Origin of the sequence: Pseudomonas sp. 6D_7.1_Bac1, assembly GCF_025465945.1 — a bacterium.
GTDB lineage: Bacteria > Pseudomonadota > Gammaproteobacteria > Pseudomonadales > Pseudomonadaceae > Aquipseudomonas.
In genome coordinates, this window is record NZ_JANLNW010000006.1 from 177663 (window position 1) to 198351 (window position 20689).

Sequence of the window (20689 nt, forward strand, 5' to 3'; positions counted from 1 at the left end):
ACTTCAGCGTATCGCCTTGATCATGAAATCTATTCCTCTGCTATTGGTGCTTCTTGTCTTGACGGGTTGCGCCAGCGGTCCTCGAATCGACGCCAGCCATCCTTCGGTGAATCACGACAACCGCGTGCAGTTTATTGTGGTGCATTACACCAACGCCTCGCAGGAGCGTTCACTGGCGTTGTTGACCCATGGCGATGTCAGCAGTCATTACCTGATTGGCGACGACAAGAACGCCACGATTTTCAAACTGGTGGATGAAAGCCGCCGGGCCTGGCATGCCGGGGAAAGTGAGTGGCAGGGTCGGACCTGGCTGAACTCAAGCTCGATTGGCATCGAAATCGTCAACCCGGGTTTTCGCGATACGCCTGCCGGGCGCGTCTGGTATCCGTACAGCGAGGCGCAGGTTCAGTCTTTGATCTTCCTGGTCAAGGACATCAGCAAGCGCAATAACATCAGCCCGCAACACGTCATCGGCCACAGTGACATCGCGCCGCTGCGCAAGCTTGATCCGGGGCCGCTGTTTCCATGGAAGCGTCTGGCCGACGAAGGCCTGGCGGTCTGGCCCGATGCCCAGGCGGTGACGCGTCAGCAAGTGTTGTACGAAGCGCAGCTTCCAAGCATCATCTGGTTCCAGGAAGAGCTCGCACGTCTGGGCTACGCGACGCCGCAGACCGGTGAGCTGGATGTGGCCACCCGGCATGTGCTGGCGGCCTTCCAGATGCACTACCGACCTTCACGGTTTGACGGTACGCCAGACGCGGAAAGTGCCGCGATACTGCAAGTGCTCAACCAGACAAAATAATGACGCCCGCCCGACGGTCAGGGCTTTTTCCGAATCAGTAGCTATAACTCATTGGTAATCCTTCGGATATTCAATGATGGCAGCCGCTGGCGAAACCCTGCGCAGTTGGTTCTATCGCCCTTGGTTTTTGGCGATGCTCGCGGCTGCGCTGAGTGCCGCATTGCTGTTGGCCGGTAGCCTGGGCGTGGCGCTGCGACAGGTCCAGCAACGCGAAAGCGAACAGATGAATGCCCAGGGCGAACGATTTCTGGAGCGCCTGGAGCAGCTGTTTGGCCAGCTGCGTGCAAGCCTGGATGACCTGGAAGCGCAGCCGTTGCGTGGCTGCGACGTGGAAATGATCGCGACCTTGCAGCAAGCCAGTTTCAACTACCGCTTCGTGTATGAAGCGGCCTATATCGACGCCACGCAATTGTGTTCGAACCGACCGCGACAGGATTCGCTTTCATCGATCCGCCCACCCGACATCAAAGGGCCGACCTACAGCTACTGGCTCAACACCTCGACCGAACCCGACGAGGACCGCGCAGTGCTGATGCTGGGGCGCGGTAACTTTCGTGTAGCGACGTCTCGCGGGCATTTGACCGACATGGTTGATCTGACGCCCGGCAGCAGCCTGGTGGTGCTGGTCGATCATGGCTCTCGGGCAATCCCGGTTCTCGGAGCACTGCAAGCCTGGCCACCGACCGACCCTTGGTCGCCCTTTAGCAGTGAACCGTTGCAGGTCACGAAAACCCGGCTGATCTATCGCATGCCGACCAACAATCCCGAGTACCAATTGGTGTTGATCAGTCCTCGAACCGCACTGCACCTGCCCACGCTGTGGTGGTGGCTGGTGCCGGCAAGCCTGGTGCTGGGCGTGAGCATTGGTGGTTTGGTGTTTCTGCTGGCCCGTCAGCGGCAGTCGTTGGGCGGCGAGTTGCAGGGAGCCCTCAAGCGTGGCGAGTTACAGGTCCTGTATCAGCCGATCTTCGACCTCAAAAGCCGTAACTGTGTCGGCGCCGAAGCCTTGTTGCGCTGGCGTCGGCCGGACGGCACGCTGACCAGTCCGGATCTGTTTATTCCCATGGCGGAAAACACTGGCCAGATCCGTCAGATCACTGACTTCGTGTTGCAGCGATTGCTGGAGCAGCTCGGTAAGTTGCTTCGTGCCAACCCGCAGTTGTATATCTCGGTCAATCTGGCTGCCTGCGACGTCATGGTGCCGCGAATCGGCCAGGTCATGGCACGCTTGCTGGCCCTGCACCGGGTCGCTGCGCGGCAGATCGCGTTTGAGGTGACTGAGCGCGGGCTGATCGATGTGGTGGTGGCGCGGGAGAACCTGCAAGCCTTGCGTGATGCCGGGCATCAAGTGCTGATCGACGACTTTGGCACCGGCTATAGCAGCCTGGCCTACCTGCAAACCCTGCCGGTGGACTGCCTGAAAATCGACAAGGCCTTTATTGATGCGCTGGGCCACGACGCCGCCAGCAGCGGTGTGGCGCCGCACATCATTCGCATGGCGCATGCCTTGCAGCTCAAGGTGATCGCCGAAGGTATCGAACATGAGTCCCAGGTCGTGTTGCTGAGCAGCGAAGGCGTGAACTACGGCCAAGGTTGGTTGTTTGCCCATGCCTTGACCGCGACGCAGTTCATTGAACTGATCACCCGTGGCCGTCGATTGGCGTCGCGGCGGCTGGATGACGAGGCCTGAGCACTCGTTACAGCGGCAGCGCCATATAAAACTGAGTGCCCTGCCCCGGCCGGGAATACACGCCCATGCGGCCACCGTGCAACTGCACGATCTCTTTGCACAGCGCCAGACCAAGCCCTGCACCACCCTTCTTGCGCCCGACCTGAACGAAGGGCTCGAAAATCCGTCCCTGCTGGCCGTAAGCGATACCTTCGCCATTGTCCTCGACGCTGACAATCACCCGTTCGCCATGCCGGCGCGCCTGCAAGCGTATCTGCCCATTGTGGCTGGTATGGCGCAGAGCGTTGTCGATCAGGTTGTCCAGCACCCGGTCGAGTTGCGCCTGATCGGCCTGCAGTCGCGGCAGCGGTGCTTGCACTTCCACCAGCAACTCGATGCTTTGCTCGTTGGCCCGTTCGGCGAAACGCCCTTGTGCTTGCTCTAAGAGGTCATCGATGTTGCACGGCGCCAAGGTGAGCTTTTGCAAGCCATTCTGATAACGGGAGAAATTCAGCAGGTCGTTGATCAACTGCATCAAGCGCTGCATTTCGTCATTCACCGTGTTCAACAGGTCGGCTTCGCGCGAGTCCTCGGCAAAGTGCGCACGTTCCCGGAACAGGCCGAACGCCATGTGCATGCCGGTGACCGGTGTGCGCAGTTCATGGGAGGCGCGCAGCACGAACTCGCTGCGTACCCGTTCAAAGGCCCGCTGTTCGGTGACATCGTGCAGGACCATGACGGCACCGAGAATATGCCCCTGGGTATGGATGACCGGCGTCAGGCTGTAAGTCAACAGCCGTAACTCACCGTCGACTTCGATGCTCAGGTCCTCAGGCGCACGCTCCAGCGTTCCACCACGTAGCACCAGTTGCAGCTGTTCATCGAGCTCTGGCCGCTGGAGCACTGTGCCCAGGCTTAAACCGAGACGATCTTCGTCCCAGCCCAACTGGCGCTGCGCTACCGGGTTGAGGTGCTCCAGATGGCCCTGGCGATCCATCATCAGTAAGCCGTCATCGATACTGTCGAGCACAGCCTGCAAACGTTGCTGACCGGCGAGCAGTTCATCGACATTAGTCGCCTGATGCTGGCGCAAGGCTTCGGCCATGATCCCGAAGCGTCGGGTCAGTTGGTTCATTTCCGCCGCCGGGGAAATCGGCAGGGTGACATCGAAGTTGCCCTGGCCGATGTTATCCGCGGCTTTAGCCAGTGCCTCGATCGGCTCACCGAACCGCCGGGCGATGCCGTGAGCGGAGATGAAGCCAATGATCAGTACCGCCAGCCCGACCAATCCGAGTAAACCGGCAATCAGTAGCGCATGTTCGCGGGCATTGCGCTGGGTGTCATTGATGTTGTCCAGCGCCTGTTTGTGTTCGGCGATCAGGCCGTTGCGCAGCACGTTGAATTTTTCGGTGAGGTCCTGATTGCCGGCCAGTTTTGCGGATGGCTCTTGCGAGTAGCTGAAGGCTTTGAGAAAGGCCAGGTAGTCTTCGCGGGCCTGCTGGAAACCGTAGTGGTCGCCAGTGACGCTGTTTTCGTGCTCGATGCCTTGGTCCAGCAGCTCGAAGTAATGTCGTTCCGAGGTTTCCAGTGCTTGAAGATCAGGCTTTTCGTTGAGCATGATGATCAACTGATCGCCCAGGGTCTGGCGCAGCTTGAGTTCCAGATCCAGGGTGATGAAGTTGTCGCGGATCAGCGCTTCCTGGTTGTTGGCTATCTGCATCACGCTGACCAGCCCGAGTATCAACCCGACCAACGCCATGGTGATCAGTGCCGAGATACTCAGAAACAGCCGTGTGCGCAACTTCATCGCCAGTTTCATAAGGCGCCGCTCACAGATTGTACTGTTTGCGTTTGCGGTACAGCGTCGAGGCGTCGATACCCAGTGTCTTGGCGGCCTGATCGAGGGTTGCGGCGCTGGCCAGTATCGCACCGATGTGGGCCTTCTCCAGTTCATCCAGGCTCAGCGCCGCTCCGATTCTCGGGGCGTTGCTGGTGGTTTGTTCGGCCATGCCCAAATGGCTGATCTCGACCCGTTCCTGTGGGCAAATGATGCTCGCTCGCTCGACCACGTTGCGCAGTTCGCGGATGTTGCCTGGCCAGCGATAGCCGAGCAGCGCCTCGCGTGCTTGGTCGCTGAAAACGCGGGCCGGTCGTGCGTATTCCTTGACGAAGCGCGCCAGGAAGCGATCGGCCAGGGTCAGGATGTCCTCGGCCCGTTCGCGCAGCGGAGGCAGGTGTAAGGTGATGACGTTCAGCCGGTAGAGCAGGTCTTCGCGGAAACGACCGTCGCGGACCATGTCTTCGAGATTGAGGTTGGTTGCGGCGAGGATCCGCACGTCGGCGCGACGGGTCACCGGGTCGCCGACCCGTTCGTATTCCTTGTCCTGGATGAAACGCAGCAGTTTGGGCTGCAAGGTCATCGGGAAATCTCCGATCTCATCGAGGAACAGTGTTCCGCCGTCGGCCTGGTTGACCCGGCCGAGGGTGCTTTCGCTGGCGCCGGTGAAGGCCCCGCGACTATGGCCAAAGAGCTCGCTTTCCATCAGCTCGGCACTCAATGACGGACAGTTAATGGTGACGCAGGGTTTCTTCGCGCGTTTGCTCCAGCCATGAATGGCCCGTGCCAGTTCGCCTTTACCGGTACCGGACTCGCCGAGAATCAGAATGTTGGCGTCGGTGCTGGCAACCTGGCGGGCGGTTTCCAGTACGACTTTCATCGCCGGGCTGTGGGAATCCAGGCCATCACTGGGCTTGCGGACTTCACCTTCGAGGGCTTCCAGGCGTGCCGAGAGCTGGCGGACTTCCAGTTGCTTGGCGGTGGCCAGGCGCAGTTGGTCGGGGCTGCAAGGTTTGACCAGATAGTCGGCGGCGCCAGCCTGGATCGCATCGACGGCGGTGTCCACAGCCGAGTGCGCGGTGACGATGACCACGCGCATCCAGGGTGCCTGTATGCGCATTTGCGCCAAGACGTCGAGACCGTTGTCTTCGCCCAGGCGCAGGTCAAGGAAGCACAGGTCGAAGACCTGCCGTTGCAATAAAACGTCGGCCTGGGCCGCGCTGTTGGCGGTGGCGACGGTATAGCCTTCGTCTTCGAGGCAGTAACGGAAGGTGCGCAGGATGGCAGATTCATCATCTACCAGCAGAATGCGGCCTTGATGCTCGTTGGCTGATTCCATTTTCCCTACGCTCCTTAAATGAATATCTTAATTTAGTGTCGGAAAAACCGGGCAAGTTGCATGGTTGATTCTGGGCGCTTCTCGTCAGAGCGGGGTAGTTATCTGCCCGTAATAGTCATAACAATCTGATTTTCTTAGTTTTTTATAAGCGCGTGACTGTGCTGATGTTCTCCTCTCTCTTTTTCTGACATCCGTGACCCTTCATGCATTCCAAAAATTTTCGAATTTCTGAAAATCGATCATGCATTACGCACGACTCGCCGTGGGCCATCGTGCAGGATGCGTCCGTACATATTCTGATATTTATCGTAATTAGTTGATTTTGTTTGTTTTTATTTCAGTAAAGAAGCTGGCATGCAGGCTGCAATGGTCTGGTTAAGCCGGGGCATTTATGAAGGAGCGCCCCCTAACCAATAGCCACCAGTGTGGGAGGAGTTCGGGATGAATCGCCAACGTGCCGCCCAATTGCGTATCTCGCCACTGTCTATCCAGCAAGGGCTGTTTGCCGTTCTTGCGTTGTTGATCACGTTGATCGGCGGTCAGCAGTTCTTGCGCTGGGAACAAAGCCGGCAGCTAGAGGCAGCGATTGCGCCGACCCATCACTTGACCCAAACCCATTTCAGCGCAGTCGGCAGCCGGTCTGCGGATGCGGCCCCGATGAGAGTGATGAGTATGGACCAGGCAGAACCTGAGTCCGGGATGCTGCGTCAGGAACGTTGGGTGTTCTAGGTAACAGGCTTGGCGCGATGTCCATATGCCGGGAACAGTAGTACCTCTAAATAGAAGCGTAAGGAGAATCACCATGTTGAGCTGGGCAATCACCTTCTTGATCATTGCCATTGTCGCTGCCGTACTGGGCTTCGGTGGTATCGCGGGCACCGCCACGGGTATCGCCAAGATTCTCTTTGTTGTGTTCCTGGTGATGTTTGTTGCTTCGTTCTTCTTTGGCCGCCGCGGTCGAGGCTAACGCCAGGATCTACGGGTACAGGGAGTGCTTGCGTAAGGGCCGGGTCAGGAAAAATTGCGCCGCAGATTTACCCGTCGCTTATGACGTGGCAAACCTGCGGCGTGCTTATGTGTGCAAAGCATTGCCCCAGAGCGGCCAAACGATTTTTATCGCGGCGTTTGCCGGCAAAAAACATCGACAGTCTTCACAAAGCATTTCGCAGTGTTTTCGGGCGACCGTATATCGAGAAATTTGGCGCTAATTTCCGCTGACTTTTCATTATGGCTCGTAGGTATTTTCCCTGTTTTTCGTCCCTATTCCGCTGCTCAAAAAACCTCCAATCTCCTCTGCGATGGCCGGTTCACGGCACTTATGCCTGCCGAAATGTCGTATTCGAACCGGGTGGGACGGTCGTTTTAGTTGAAAAAGTTCATGCCGATTCGGCATAGGGTAGGCGTTTACGGCATTAGACGTCGCTCCTGTGCATCGGAATAGTTGCGCCTTTTTTATCTGCCAGAGAGCCGTAATTACGCGCTCCGGGCGACCTGATACGGGGGCAGATGCACAGACTGTTCGCACTTGAGCGTTCCAGTTTGCGCATCTTCCCGAGTCCATTTATAAGAAAGGGTAATGATATGAAGAAGGCAAAGCTTAGCCTCGCCTGGCAGATCCTCATCGGTCTGGTGCTGGGGATTGCAATTGGGGCGCTGCTCAACCATTTCAGTGCTGAAAAGGCCTGGTGGATCAGCAACGTCCTGCAACCGGCAGGCGATATCTTTATCCGTCTGATCAAGATGATCGTGATCCCGATCGTGATTTCCTCGCTGGTCGTCGGTATTGCCGGTGTGGGGGATGCGAAGAAGCTTGGGCGCATTGGTCTGAAGACCATCGTTTACTTCGAAATCGTTACCACCATCGCCATTCTGGTGGGGCTGGTGCTGGCCAACGTGTTCCACCCGGGTTCCGGCATCGACATGAGCACCCTGGGCACTGTGGATATTTCCAAGTACCAGGCAACTGCTGCCGAGGTTCAGCATGAACACGCGTTCATCGAAACCATCCTCAACCTGATTCCATCGAACATCTTTGCCGCCATGGCGCGTGGCGAGATGCTGCCGATCATCTTCTTCTCGGTGTTGTTCGGTCTCGGTCTGTCGAGCCTGCAATCGGACCTGCGCGAGCCGCTGGTGAAGATGTTCCAGGGCGTATCGGAAAGCATGTTCAAGGTCACTCACATGATCATGAACTACGCCCCGATCGGCGTTTTCGCATTGATCGCCGTGACCGTTGCCAACTTCGGTTTCGCGTCCCTGCTGCCGCTGGCCAAACTGGTGATCCTGGTTTACGTCGCCATCGCCTTCTTCGCCTTTGTGGTGCTGGGCCTGATTGCTCGCCTGTTCGGCTTCTCGGTGATCAAGCTGATGCGCATCTTCAAAGATGAGCTGGTGCTGGCCTACTCCACCGCGAGCTCCGAAACGGTGTTGCCGCGCGTGATCGAGAAGATGGAAGCCTACGGCGCGCCGAAAGCCATTTGCAGCTTCGTGGTGCCGACCGGTTACTCGTTCAACCTCGACGGTTCGACCCTGTACCAGAGCATCGCGGCCATCTTCATTGCCCAGTTGTACGGTATCGATCTGTCGATCAGCCAGCAGTTGCTGCTGGTACTGACCCTGATGGTCACCTCCAAAGGGATCGCCGGTGTGCCGGGCGTGTCCTTCGTGGTCCTGTTGGCCACTTTGGGCAGCGTGGGCATTCCATTGGAAGGCCTGGCGTTTATCGCCGGTGTCGACCGCATCATGGACATGGCCCGTACCGCACTGAACGTGATCGGTAACGCCCTGGCCGTGCTGGTCGTGTCCCGTTGGGAAGGCATGTACGACGACGCCAAGGGTCAGCGCTACTGGAACTCCCTGCCGCACTGGCGCAGCAAAGAAAAGCTGCCGGCTGGCGAAACCTCCAGCAACTAATTGCGAACCTGTGGGAGCGGGCTTGCTCGCGATGACTGAGTAACAGCCAACATTGATGTCGACTGATACACCGCTATCGCGAGCAAGCCCGCTCCCACATCAGTTCTCGCAGGCAGCACAAACAAACCCCGGAGAAATCCGGGGTTTGTCGTTTCTCCCCACCCCGCTATCATTCGCGAATCTTCTGGGGGATTTGACTGATGCTCAATGGCCTGTGGCTTGGCTTTTTCATCGTGGCGGCCGTTTCGGCACTGGCGCAATGGCTGATCGGCGGCAACGCCGGGATCTTCGCGACGCTGGTGGAAAGCATTTTCGCCATGGCCAAGCTGTCGGTCGACGTGATGGTGTTGCTGTTCGGCACCCTGACCCTGTGGCTGGGCTTTCTGCGAATCGCCGAAAAGGCCGGGATCGTCGATTGGCTGGCCAAGGCGCTCGGCCCGCTGTTCCTGCGCCTGATGCCGGAAGTGCCACCGGGCCATCCAGCCATCGGTCTGATTACCCTCAACCTCGCGGCCAACGGCTTGGGCCTGGACAACGCAGCGACACCGATTGGTCTCAAGGCCATGCGAGCGTTGCAGGAACTCAACCCCAGCACGACGGTGGCCAGCAACGCGCAAATTCTGTTTCTGGTCATGAATGCTTCGTCGCTGACCCTGTTGCCGGTGACCATCTTCATGTACCGCGCCCAGCAAGGTGCGCCGGATCCGACGCTGGTGTTCCTGCCAATCCTGTTGGCGACCAGTTGTTCGACGCTGGTTGGCCTGCTGTCGGTGTCGCTCATGCAGCGTCTGCGGCTCTGGGACCCGGTGGTGCTGGCCTATCTGATTCCGGGTGCGCTGATATTGGGTGGGTTCATGGCCCTGCTGGCGACGCTCTCAGCCACTGCTCTGGCGAGCCTGTCATCGATCCTCGGCAACCTGACGATGTTCGGGATGATCATGCTGTTTCTGGTGATCGGCGCGCTGCGCAAGGTCAAGGTCTACGAAGCATTCGTCGAAGGCGCCAAAGAGGGCTTCGACGTTGCCAAGAACCTGCTGCCGTATCTGGTGGCGATGCTCTGCGCGGTGGGTGTGCTGCGGGCATCGGGTGCACTGGACTTCGGTCTGGACGGGATTCGTCATTTGGTGCAGTGGGCCGGATGGGACACGCGTTTCGTCGACGCCCTGCCGACCGCGATGGTCAAACCCTTCTCCGGCAGCGCCGCGCGGGCAATGCTGATCGAAACCATGAAGACTCAAGGTGTGGACAGCTTCCCGGCATTGGTAGCGGCGACTATCCAGGGCAGTACCGAAACCACCTTCTATGTGCTGGCGGTGTACTTCGGCGCGGTGAATATTCAGCGTGCCCGGCATGCCGTGGGTTGCGCACTGCTGGCGGAGCTCGCCGGGGTGCTGGGGGCGATTGGGGTTTGCTACTGGTTCTTTGGATAAGCTCGGTTCGTAAGGCCGCCTCGGTCCCGTAGCAGCTGGCGCAGCCTGCGTTCGGCTGCGCAGCAGTCGCATGTCCGATATGTCGTGTCTATCTGACGGACCGCGGTGAATGATTTCACGACCGCTACGCGGCCGAACGCAGGCTGCGCCAGCTGCTACAGGGGATTTGCGGCGCTTTTGCCGGATACGTTCTTCTGCCCCTGCTCTACCGTCCACGCAATCACCTGCGCCGTGAGCGTGTCACTGGCCTGACCGAACCCGGCCACCACCGCGGGGACCTTCACATCGCTTAATGGCTGGCGCACTTCGAAGCGTCGGCTGGCGAGGATCCGTTGATCATTGCCACGCACCAGCAGCGCGTCCAGGCTGATCACCACTTGCGCGGCGTTGCCCTGGTATTCCGTCTGGAACGCCTGCAAATTCCCGCCCAGCTCCAGGTCCGTCTGCAAGTTGCTGTCGTCGGTGCTCAGCAGCTGTACGCGGCCGTCCTGTGCAAAACCGGCAAGCAGTCGATTGCGCAACAGGATCGGCGTCGGATCGCTCCAGCGCGAAGCTTTGTAGCTGCTGATCAGATCGCCTTGGGGGATCACGGCGATTTTTGCGCTGTTGAGCACATCGCCCGCCTGGGGTTTAGCCAGACGCAGCGACCAGGGCACAGAGTTGGCATGCGTCGACGACGCAGCACTCTGCGTGGAAGGCAGGCGATAGACATCCAGCGGGTCGGTCTTGGGTAAAATCGAGCAGGCACTGCTCAGTGCGAAGCTCGTCAGTAGCGTGCAATGGGCGAAGACGCGGTAGACAGGCTTCATGGTGTGAACTCCTTATTCTTGTCGCCGCCCAGCAAGTAACCGCTGGGGTTGGACTCCAGGCGACGAGAGATGGCGCGTAACGAACTCAGGGTATCGCGCAACTCACGTACCGCCGGGGCCAGACTGTTGAGCCCTTGCATGCCGTTACTCAGCGCGTCCTGATTGTCCGTCAGCAAGCTGTTGATGGTCGCCGAGCTTTGCTCCAGCGACTTCATGGCCTGATCGGCACTGCCGAAGATCTGTTTGCCCTGATCGTTGAGCAGGCCGTTGGCGTTGCGCATCAGCGCCGAGGTCTGTTCCAGGGTGGCGCTGGCCTGTTTGCCCACCGAGGCCAGTTGCTGCATCGCCTGGCGCAGATCCCCGCGCTGCTCGGCGACGGCCCCTGTGGTTTGCGCCAGGTTCTCAAGGGTGTTGCTCAGACGATCGACGTTTTCCGGCGACATCATCTGGTTGGCGTTATGCAGCAACTGGTTGACGCTGCTCATCAGGTCATCGCTGTTGTTCAGCAACCGCGAGATGGGTGATGGTGAGGCGACGATCTCCGGCAGATTGCCGTCCTTGCCGCGCAGCTCGGGGCTCTGCGGCGTACCACCGCTGAGCTGAATGATCGAAGTGCCGGTGATGCCGGTCAGCGCCAGTTTCGCCTGGGTGTCTTCCTTGATCGGGGTGTCGCCGCCCAGACGAATCTGCGCCAGTACCCGGCGTGGGTCTTTGGGGTCGAGGCGCAACGTCACCACATCGCCGACCTTGATCCCGCTGTATTGCACCGCACTGCCTTTGGACAGGCCGCTGACCGCCTCATTGAAGACCACCTCGTAATCCTTGAAGGCGGTATCGACGCTGGACTTCGCCAGCCACAGACCGAACAGCAACGCACCGGCCACCACGATTACGGTGAACAGGCCGATCAATACATGATGAGCTCGGGTTTCCATGTCATACCTCGTTGAGCTGTGAAGCGGCCGAAAGCGCCGCGCGACCGCGTGGGCCATGGAAGTATTCGTGAATCCACGCGTCGTCGGTTTCCGACACTGTGTCGATGGCGTCGGCCACCAGCACTTTTTTCTGCGCCAGCACCGCCACCCGGTCGGTGATGGTGTACAGCGTGTCGAGGTCGTGAGTGACCAGGAAGACGCTCAACCCCAACGCATCGCGCAGGGTCAGGATCAGTTGATCGAACGCCGCGGCGCCGATAGGGTCGAGGCCGGCGGTCGGCTCATCGAGGAACAGAATGTCCGGGTCCAGCGCCAAGGCGCGGGCCAGCGCCGCGCGTTTGATCATGCCACCGGACAGCGAAGCCGGGTACTTGTCGGCCGCCGACAGCGGCAGACCGGCCAGGGCCAGTTTCACTGCCGCCAGATGCTCGGCGTCTGCACGGCTCAGGCCGGCGTGCTCAATCAACGGCAGGGCGACGTTTTCGGTCACGGTCAGCGACGAAAACAGCGCGCCCTTCTGGAACAACACGCCGAAGCGTCGTTCCACCATCGAGCGCTCATGCCCAGACAGGCTCGGCAAGTTCTTGCCAAACACCTTCACCACGCCTTCGCTGGGCCGACGCAGGCCGACGATGCTGCGCAGCAACACCGACTTGCCGCTGCCGGAGCCACCGACCACGGCGAGAATTTCACCTTTGTACAAGTCCAGGTCGAGGTTTTCATGCACGCTCTGGTGGCCGAAGCGATTGCACAGCCCACGGACTTCGATCACCGACTCGGAGGGCGCACGGGGTAAACGACTCACCAGCCCATCTCCATAAAAAACAACGCGGCGACTGCGTCGAGCACGATCACCACGAAAATCGATTGCACCACGCTAGAGGTGGTGTGCGCACCGACGGATTCCGCGCTGCCGCTGACCTTGAAGCCTTCCAGGCAGCCGACGGAGGCAATCAGGAAGGCGAATATTGGAGCTTTGACCATGCCGACCAGAAAATGTTGAACGCCGATGTCAGATTGCAGCAAGGACAGGAACATCGCCGGCGAGATGCCCAGCGAAATCGCACAGACTACCCCGCCTCCGACAATCCCCGAGAGCATCGCCAGAAACGTCAGCATTGGCAGCGCCACCAGCAACGCCAACACCCGCGGCACCACCAGCAGCTCCATTGGATCGAGGCCTAGCGTGCGGATCGCGTCGATTTCTTCGTTGGCTTTCATCGAGCCGATTTGCGCGGTGAAGGCACTGGCGGTGCGCCCGGCCATCAGGATCGCGGTCAGCAGCACACCAAATTCACGCAGGAAGGAGAATGCCACCAGGTCCACGGTGAAAACGCTCGCACCAAAACTGGCGAGTACCGTGGCGCCGAGGAAGGCCACCACCGCGCCCACCATGAAGGTCAGTAAGGCAACAATAGGCGCGGCGTCGAGGCCGGTTTGTTCGATGTGCGCGATCATCGGGGTGATCCGCCAGCGCTTGGGGCGAAACAGACTGCGAGCGATGGTTTCCAGAATCAGGCCGACAAAGCCCAGCAGTTGCAGGGTGTCCTGCCAGACGGTATCAACCGCACGCCCGATGCGGGTCAGCAGTTGAATACCGACGCTGATTTCGGGCTCTTTGACGGGGACGCAGAAGTCGGTCAGCGAGCAATAGACCGTTTGTAGCAGCGCACGGTCGGCGGCGGACAGGCTGCAATTTGGGTGTTCGGCGGACTTGCCGAGGCGTTCGGCACCGAGCAGTTCGACCAGCAGCGAGGCACCGGCGGTGTCGAGGGCGCCGAGGCTGTTGAGGTCGATGGGGGTGCGGTCGTCGTACTGGCCTTTGAGCGAATCGCTCAGGCGCTTGAGGTCAGCGTAATGGGCGAGCGTCCAGTCACCCGTGACCCGCAAACGCGCAGGGGTGATCGAAGTATCGAGATGGGCACTGCCGGCCAGTGTGCTGTTGCTCATACGCTCCGTGCTTGTTCGGCTGATACGCAGTGCTACGTAATAGCACGATCCCGGTTACTTTGCCTTGCTCGGCGTATTGCCGTTTTGACCTGAGTCGGTCACATCAAAGCGCAGGACGCCAATCACCTGACCGTCTTCAGTCAGTACCCGCACCTGCCAGTCGCCCACTGAGTCACCGGGGAAGTTCTGTTTATGGGTCCAGGCCCGGTAGCCTTCCTTGCGCCCGCCATGGATATCCAGGGCAATGCGGTCGACCTCTTTGCCGTTGAATTGCCAGACGTGATAAATCCGCTCGTCCAGCCCGCGCGGCGCGTTGATCGCGGTGTAAGCGTAGAGGCCGTCCTTGCGCAATTGCGCGACACTGACTTCATCGAGGCTGTCGCCGGGCGTACGGTCCTGCAGTTGCGTGCTGATCGCCACTTGCGTCATCCACAGGGTGGCCGGTGGCACCCAGGAGCGCAGCAACCAGCCGGCGCTGCCGATAGCCAGGGTGATGCACAGTACGCTCAGCCCGCCACGGAGCGTGCGAATCGGAAAGATCGACGCCAGGCTCGGGAAGGACAGCAGCATGGCGATGCCCAGCGCCAGTTTGAAGCTCTGAGCAGTGGTCAGGTTCAGGATGATCGGCAATGCGGTCAGCAATGCGGCGAACAGCGTCAGGGTGTGCATCGCCAGAAACAGCCAGCGGCGCGGGGCCAGCCATTTGTAATACAGCGGGTCGATGATCGAAACCAGTGCTGCGGCCCCGAGCAGTCCGGTGAATACCAGCTGCCCACTGTTCCAGGTGGTGGTGACAAGAAAGAACGGCAGGACGAAAAACAGACTTTCCTGATGGATCATCTGTGTCGCATAGCGCAGCAGCGGCTGCGGGATTTCGCGCTTGAAAACCTTGGCGAACAGCTCCGTCAGGCTGTTTTCCAGCATCAGCCAGAGCCAGCTGACCAGCATGACAATCGCAATCCAGGACGCCAGGCTTTGTTGGCGGTCGACCAGAATGAAGCTGCCGACCCCCGATATGAAACCACCGAGCGCAATGACCCCAGGATAGCGCTGCATCAGTTCGAGGATGCGCTGTACGTAAAGGGTCAGGATAGGCATTCGGCAGTTCGCAATGGTCGTAGGGGAAAACCCCGACAGGATACCGATGGCACACTGATGTTGCGAGAAAGCTTGCCGTGTGGCCGGGTACAGAACCTGTGGCGAGGGAGCTTGCTCCCGCTGGGGCGCGAAGCGGCCCTGAAAAACGGCCAACACAATTATGAACGTTGAACTCCGACGACGAATTTACGGCTGCTGCGCACCCGAGCGGGAGCAAGCTCCCTCGCCACATCCATCACTGTTTGCGATGGATGCGCCAACTCATCAGTCCCAGCACCATCAACCCCAACACCCCACCCAGCAACCACAGCACCTCGTCATAACTGAGCAGCGGTTTCTCGATCCGCAGGTAACCGGGTTGTTCGAGCAGTTTGCGCAGGGCCAGGTTGGCCTGATCCAGGGTGACCGCTTGCAGGCGCTTGGCCGGGTCGTCGAAACGTCCGTCCTCGTAGTCGCCAAGGGCGCTCCAGTAGTAGTCGGCCAGCCCGCTGTTGCCTTGCACGGCCCAGGCCTGTCGGGCGATGGCGGCCTGTTTCAGGCGTTCGAAGCCTGCCGGGTCGAGGCCGTTCTTGAGCAAATCGGTTTTCAGCTCATCGAGTACTTGCTGCGCTTGTGGCAGATCATCGCGCTCCAGGTCAGCATTCAGGCTGAAGAAACCGACACCGCCGAACACTTCGCGTTCGGCCCAAGGGCCATAGGACAACCCGTGCGCCAAGCGCAGCTGACGATAAAGCGCCCAGTCGAGGTAGTCCTTGAGCAGGTCGAACGTCTCGTCGTACTGATCGTCGAGTGCCGGTTCCGGGAACAACCAATGCAGTTTGGCGCCACCACCGACCCAGCCGTGGATCAGATTGCGTTCGTCGAGCGCCGGGTGCTGGATATCCGGCAGCGGCAAATGCTCGGTGGGATCAATCGGTTTGAGTTCGCCATAGGTGCGCTCCAGGTAGGCTGGCAGCAGGCGATCGAGCTCGCCGACAATAATCAGCGTCATGTTGTTCGGTGCGTACCAATCCTTGCGCAGCTTCTCCAGTTGCCCGCGGGTCAGGTGCTCTACCTGGGCGCGCTCCGGGCACTTGAGCCCCAGTTCCACCGCCAGCTGATTGCTCGCCGTGTGGCCTAGGTCCTGACGGTCAAGCCAGCGCTGCAAGTGGGAGTAATGGCCGCCGTCTTCGCGTTCGACCACCTGTTTGGCCGCGCTGATTGCGTTGTCGTCGATTCGGGTCTGGGTCAGCAGCGCCAGCAACAGGTCGAGGACTTTGCGCTGATTCTTTGCCGGGGCTTCGATCACGAATGTGGTGTCGGCGTTGCTGGTGTAGGCGTTCCATTCACCGCCCAGCGCCTGCATGCGCTCCTCAAGCCCGCCTTCGCCGCTGGCGTCGATACCGCTGAACAGCAAATGCTCAAGCAGGTGCGGCAGCTCTTTGTCGGCGCAGGCGAAGTCGTCCAGGCCAACGCCCACCACCAGACGAATCGCCACATGCCCGCGTTCGCTGCCGGGTTTGAGCAGTAATTGCAGACCGTTGGGCAGCTTATAACCTTCGACCTGAAAGCGATCCAGGGCGAACGAGCAGGTGGAGCCGAACAACAGACACGCGAACAATAAACAACGCATAACAACCTTCCTGGCGAGTAAATGCAGGCACACGGCTTTACCTTCAACCTGCTAAGTGACTTCCTTCGACGCTAGACGTTCAGGGTGAATGGGGGATGTCAGCTATTTCGTCGGTGGCCAATGCACTGGTTTCGACGGTTTCCAGGACCACATAGGCGCTGCCGCAGAACAACGAATTCAAGCGTTTCATGTCGGCGATCAACTCCAGGTGCAACGAGCTGGTTTCGATACTTTGCACGATCTTGCGTTGCAAGCGGCTGACATGCGCATGGGCCAAGCGTCTTTCCTGCGCACGGAAGCGGCGTTTCTCACGCAGCAGTTGCCGGGCGCTCTCCTTGTCGGAACTGAGGAACACCGACAGCCCCAGTCGCAGGTTGGCGATCAATTGATGGTGCAACCCGGCCAGTTCTTCCAGTCCGACTTCGGAAAACGAGCGTTGTAGTGAGGTCTTTTGCTGCTGCACCTTGCGCAACATGCGCTCGATCAGGTCCGAGGCGAGTTTCAGATTAATCGCCAGCTCGATGATTTCCGCCCAGCGCCGGCTGTCCTGTTCGCTGAGGTCTTCGCGGGGCATCTGCGCCAGATAGAGCTTGATCGCGCTGCAGAGTACTTCGACGTCATCGCCCAAGCGGCGCACTTCCTGAGTGACGGCGGTTTGCTTGCCCCGCAGCACATCGAGCATGGCTTCGAGCATGTTGTCGATCAGGTCGCCCATGCGCAGGATTTCTCGGGCGGCGTTGGCCAGGGCCAGGCTCGGCGTGGCGAGTGCCGCTGGGTCCAGATGGCGTGGCTTGGTCTGGCCAGTGGTTTCCGGGCGCTCCGGTAACAGCCAGGCACAGAGCCTGGCCATTGGGCCAACGCTGGGCAACAGCGCCAGGCAACGAATCGTGTTGTAGAGCAGATGAAAACCGATCACCAGGCCTTGCGGACGGTAATTGAGTTTGTCCATCCAGTGCACCAGCGGGCCGAGCACTGGAATGATCAGCAGCAGGCCGATCACTTTGTACAGCAGGCTGCCCAATGCTACCTGACGTCCGGCGGCGTTCTGCATGCTGGTGCTGAGAAACGCCAGCACACCGCTGCCGATGTTGGCGCCGATCACCAGACCGATGGCCACGGGCAGGCTGATCACTCCGGCTCCGGCGAGGGTGGCGGTGAGTAGGACGGCGGCCAGGCTGGAATAGGAAATCATCGCGAACAGCGCACCGATGAGGGCATCGAGCAGGATGTCGCCTGTCAGTGAGGCAAACAGCACTTTGACGCCGTGAGCGTGGGTGATCGGATCGGCGGCTTCGACGATCAGTTGCAGCGCGAGAATAATCAGCCCCAGACCGATGCCGACCCGGCCGAGCTGGCCTGCACGAGTCTGCTTGCGTGTCAGAAAGAAAATCACCCCGAGGAAAATCAGCAGCGGCGACAGCCACGACAAATCGAGGGTCAGGACCCGCGCCATCAGTGCGGTACCGACGTCGGCACCGAGCATGGTCGCCAGGGCGGGCGTCAGTGCCATCAAGCCCTGGCCGACGAACGAGGTCACCAGCATCGCCGTGGCGTTGCTGCTCTGGACCATGGCGGTGACGAGAATCCCGGCGATGAAGGCTAGCCAGCGCCTGGACATGTTCTGGCCAATGACATGGCGCAGGTTTGAGCCGTAGACCCGCAGGATGCCGGTTCGGACGATATGCGTGCCCCAAACCAGCAAGGCGACGGCGGACAGTAAATTGAGCAGGGTCAGCATACTGGGCCCCCTGATTGAACAGCGCCCCGATGGAGCAAATTGACGGTGCTGCGACGTTCTACGTTCTGTACTTAAGCTGTAGTTGGCGAACGGTCCGGGCGCCAGCATCGCATAGCTAAAGTACCGATGAAACAAAGCCGTCATGAAAACAGCTTCGTGCAGGCGTGAAAAAGGGGCTCGAAAGCCCCCTCGCTACACCGGTTATTGACTCGGGATGTCCTTGCGCAGTTTCACCGGTTCCTGTTGTTTTTTCTTTTTCGCGATGGCGGTACGCATCTTGATGTTGATCGCCTCCACGGCCAGCGAGAACGCCATGGCGAAGTAGACGTAGCCTTTTGGTACGTGCACATCGAAGGCTTCGGCGATCAAAACGGTACCGACCACCAACAGGAACGACAGCGCGAGCATTTTCAGCGACGGGTGCTTGTCGATGAATTCGCTGATCTTGCCCGAGGCCATCATCATCACCAGTACTGCAACGATGATCGCGGCAACCATGACCGGAACATGGGACACCATGCCGACCGCAGTGATGACCGAATCCAGGGAGAAGACGATGTCGATGATCGCGATCTGGATGATGGTATAGAGGAAGTTGCCGCCCTTGCCGCTTGGCGTATCGTCAGTTTCGTCTTCACCTTCCAGCGCGTGATACATCTCCTGGGAGCTCTTCCACAACAGGAACAGGCCACCGAAGAACAGGATCAGGTCTCGCCCGGAAATACCCTGACCGAAGAGCACGAACAAGTCGTCGGTCAGACGCATGACCCACGTGATCGACAGCAGCAAGAGGATCCGCGTGATCATGGCCAGTGCCAGACCGAAGATTCGGGTACGCGCCTGCATGTGCTTGGGCATGCGGCTGACCAGGATCGAGATCATGATGATGTTGTCGATGCCCAGAACGATTTCCAGGGCAGTCAGCGTAAAGAAGGCAACCCAGATTTCCGGGTTGGTCAGCCATTCCATGTGTATTCCTTTGAACGAGTGTTAAACCACAGCGGCAGCTGCTTCAGACTGGCTGCCGGCAGGGTGAGTTGATGCTGTTACAGCGTGCTGAACAGCGGAAAAATTCCCATCAGCAACGCGGCGACCAGTATGCACAAGCAGACCAGCACCGCCCACTTCAGGGTGAAACGTTGGTGGTCACCGAATTCGATCCCGGCTAGCGCCACCAACAGGTAGGTGGAAGGAACCAGCGGGCTCAACAAGTGCACGGGTTGACCAACGATCGAGGCGCGCGCCATTTCCACGGCGGTGATGCCGTAGTGACTGGCCGCTTCAGCCAGAACAGGCAGCACGCCGTAATAAAACGCATCGTTGGACATGAAGAAGGTGAACGGCATGCTCACCAGTGCGGTGATCACAGCCAGGTACGGGCCGAGGAAGTCCGGGATCACGGCCAGCAGGCTTTTCGACATGGCATCGACCATGCCGGTGCCGGTCAGGATGCCGGTGAAGATACCGGCGGCAAAAATCAGCCCGACCACCGCCAGGACGCTGCCGGCATGGGCCGCAACGCGATCTTTCTGCTGCTGCAGGCATGGGTAGTTGACGATCATCGCGACACTGAACGCCACCATGAACAGCACCGGCAGTGGCAGCAGGCCGGCGATCAAGGCACACATCAGGGCCAGGGTCAGGGCGCCGTTGAACCAGATCAGCTTCGGACGGCGAGCATCCGGGAATTGCGAAACGCTGATTTCGCTGTGGTCGATTTCATCGCCGATCAGGTGCAATTCACCCAGACGCGCACGCTCACGTTTACCGTACAGGTAGGCAATCGCCAGGATCGCCACCACGCCGGCGAGCATGGCCGGAATCATCGGCACGAAGATGTCCGACGGGTCGACATGCAGCGCACTGGCGGCACGGGCAGTCGGGCCGCCCCATGGGGTCATGTTCATCACACCACCGGCGAGGATGATCAGACCGGCCATGATCCGCGGGCTCATGCCGATGCGGCTGTACAGCGGCAGCATGGCGGCCACGCAGATCATGTAGGTGGTGGCGCCGTCACCGTCCAGGGAAACCACCAGGGCCAGCACGGCGGTGCCGACGGAAACTTTCAGCGGGTCGCCTTTGACCAGTTTGAGGATCTTGCGCACGGCCGGGTCAAACAGGCCGGAGTCGATCATCAAGGCGAAATAGAGAATGGCGAACATCAGCATCACCCCGGTCGGGGCCAGCTTGGTGATGCCTTCGAGCATCATCGGGCCGATCTTCGGCGCAAAGCCACCGAACAGGGCGAACAGGATCGGAACGATGATCAGGGCGATCAGCGCCGACAGGCGCTTGGTCATGATCAGGTACATGAACGTGATGACCATGGCAAAGCCAAGGAAAGTCAGCATGGGAATACTCCAGGCGTAGCGCGGCTAGGGAATGGCGAACCGGGTGGGGTCAGCGCAGAACGGAAAGCACGAGGCGTACGGGAGGAGTCGGGGCAAACAGGCGGGTACGAGCGGACATCAGAATCACCATTGTTGTTGTTAATTGGGCCGGGCGAACGTTGCAACGTTCGTGTTGGCCAACCGGTCTGTTGCCGGCAGTGCGG

17 protein-coding genes are annotated in these 20689 nt (G+C 59.6%); 6 read left to right on the forward strand and 11 right to left on the reverse strand.

The window, feature by feature from the left end; translation table 11 throughout:
* Positions 1-22: 22 nt before the first annotated feature.
* On the forward strand, positions 23-802 hold the full coding sequence (locus NTD87_RS02135) for an N-acetylmuramoyl-L-alanine amidase (protein ID WP_262111540.1): 780 nt from the start codon (positions 23-25) through the stop codon (positions 800-802).
* 73 nt (positions 803-875) lie between these two features.
* Positions 876-2492 carry an EAL domain-containing protein gene (locus NTD87_RS02140; protein WP_262111541.1) on the forward strand — a complete coding sequence of 539 codons (1617 nt, stop codon included), beginning with the start codon at positions 876-878 and terminating at the stop codon, positions 2490-2492.
* Positions 2493-2499: 7 nt separating this feature from the next.
* Here the strand turns inward: NTD87_RS02140 and NTD87_RS02145 are convergent, their stop codons facing one another.
* Positions 2500-4290 (reverse strand): KinB sensor domain-containing domain, encoded by a 1791-nt coding sequence (locus NTD87_RS02145; protein ID WP_262111542.1) that lies wholly within the window; start codon positions 4288-4290, stop codon positions 2500-2502.
* A 10-nt stretch (positions 4291-4300) separates the two neighbouring features.
* On the reverse strand, positions 4301-5647 hold the full coding sequence (gene algB / locus NTD87_RS02150) for a sigma-54-dependent response regulator transcription factor AlgB (RefSeq protein ID WP_262111543.1): 1347 nt from the start codon (positions 5645-5647) through the stop codon (positions 4301-4303).
* Between the two features lie 441 nt (positions 5648-6088).
* On the opposite strand from algB, the gene NTD87_RS02155 reads away from it, so the two are divergent.
* From NTD87_RS02155 to NTD87_RS02170, 4 genes are all read left to right on the forward strand, one after another.
* Entirely contained in the window at positions 6089-6376 is a 288-nt protein-coding gene (locus NTD87_RS02155) for a hypothetical protein (RefSeq protein ID WP_262111544.1), read from the forward strand.
* 73 nt (positions 6377-6449) lie between these two features.
* On the forward strand, positions 6450-6614 hold the full coding sequence (locus NTD87_RS02160; protein ID WP_007989444.1) for a DUF1328 domain-containing protein: 165 nt from the start codon (positions 6450-6452) through the stop codon (positions 6612-6614).
* 614 nt (positions 6615-7228) lie between these two features.
* A complete protein-coding gene (gene gltP, locus NTD87_RS02165; RefSeq protein WP_262111546.1) occupies positions 7229-8560 on the forward strand; it encodes a glutamate/aspartate:proton symporter GltP in 1332 nt (443 codons plus the stop codon).
* A gap of 200 nt (positions 8561-8760) precedes the next feature.
* The gene (locus NTD87_RS02170) at positions 8761-9990 is read left to right on the forward strand and encodes a nucleoside recognition domain-containing protein (protein ID WP_262111548.1); all 1230 of its coding nucleotides are present in this window, start codon (positions 8761-8763) and stop codon (positions 9988-9990) included.
* Between the two features lie 155 nt (positions 9991-10145).
* Here the strand turns inward: NTD87_RS02170 and NTD87_RS02175 are convergent, their stop codons facing one another.
* The 9 genes from NTD87_RS02175 to NTD87_RS02215 form a co-directional block, all read right to left on the reverse strand.
* The gene (locus NTD87_RS02175; RefSeq protein WP_262111549.1) at positions 10146-10799 is read right to left on the reverse strand and encodes an ABC-type transport auxiliary lipoprotein family protein; all 654 of its coding nucleotides are present in this window, start codon (positions 10797-10799) and stop codon (positions 10146-10148) included.
* A complete protein-coding gene (locus NTD87_RS02180) occupies positions 10796-11734 on the reverse strand; it encodes an MlaD family protein (RefSeq protein ID WP_262111550.1) in 939 nt (312 codons plus the stop codon). The genes NTD87_RS02175 and NTD87_RS02180 overlap by 4 nt, the downstream gene beginning before the upstream one ends.
* Position 11735: 1 nt before the next feature.
* Complete coding sequence (locus NTD87_RS02185) at positions 11736-12539, reverse strand: ABC transporter ATP-binding protein (RefSeq protein ID WP_262111551.1); 804 nt, start codon at positions 12537-12539, stop codon at positions 11736-11738.
* Positions 12536-13684 carry an ABC transporter permease gene (locus tag NTD87_RS02190; protein WP_262111552.1) on the reverse strand — a complete coding sequence of 383 codons (1149 nt, stop codon included), beginning with the start codon at positions 13682-13684 and terminating at the stop codon, positions 12536-12538. The genes NTD87_RS02185 and NTD87_RS02190 overlap by 4 nt, the downstream gene beginning before the upstream one ends.
* 54 nt (positions 13685-13738) lie before the next feature.
* Positions 13739-14782 (reverse strand): DUF2914 domain-containing protein, encoded by a 1044-nt coding sequence (locus tag NTD87_RS02195; RefSeq protein WP_262111553.1) that lies wholly within the window; start codon positions 14780-14782, stop codon positions 13739-13741.
* 235 nt (positions 14783-15017) lie between these two features.
* Complete coding sequence (locus NTD87_RS02200) at positions 15018-16394, reverse strand: M16 family metallopeptidase (RefSeq protein ID WP_262111555.1); 1377 nt, start codon at positions 16392-16394, stop codon at positions 15018-15020.
* 79 nt (positions 16395-16473) lie between these two features.
* Complete coding sequence (locus NTD87_RS02205) at positions 16474-18132, reverse strand: Na/Pi cotransporter family protein (RefSeq protein ID WP_262111557.1); 1659 nt, start codon at positions 18130-18132, stop codon at positions 16474-16476.
* Between the two features lie 201 nt (positions 18133-18333).
* Entirely contained in the window at positions 18334-19101 is a 768-nt protein-coding gene (locus NTD87_RS02210; protein WP_262111559.1) for a TerC family protein, read from the reverse strand.
* Between the two features lie 77 nt (positions 19102-19178).
* Complete coding sequence (locus NTD87_RS02215) at positions 19179-20486, reverse strand: CitMHS family transporter (RefSeq protein WP_262111561.1); 1308 nt, start codon at positions 20484-20486, stop codon at positions 19179-19181.
* Positions 20487-20689: the final 203 nt, after the last annotated feature.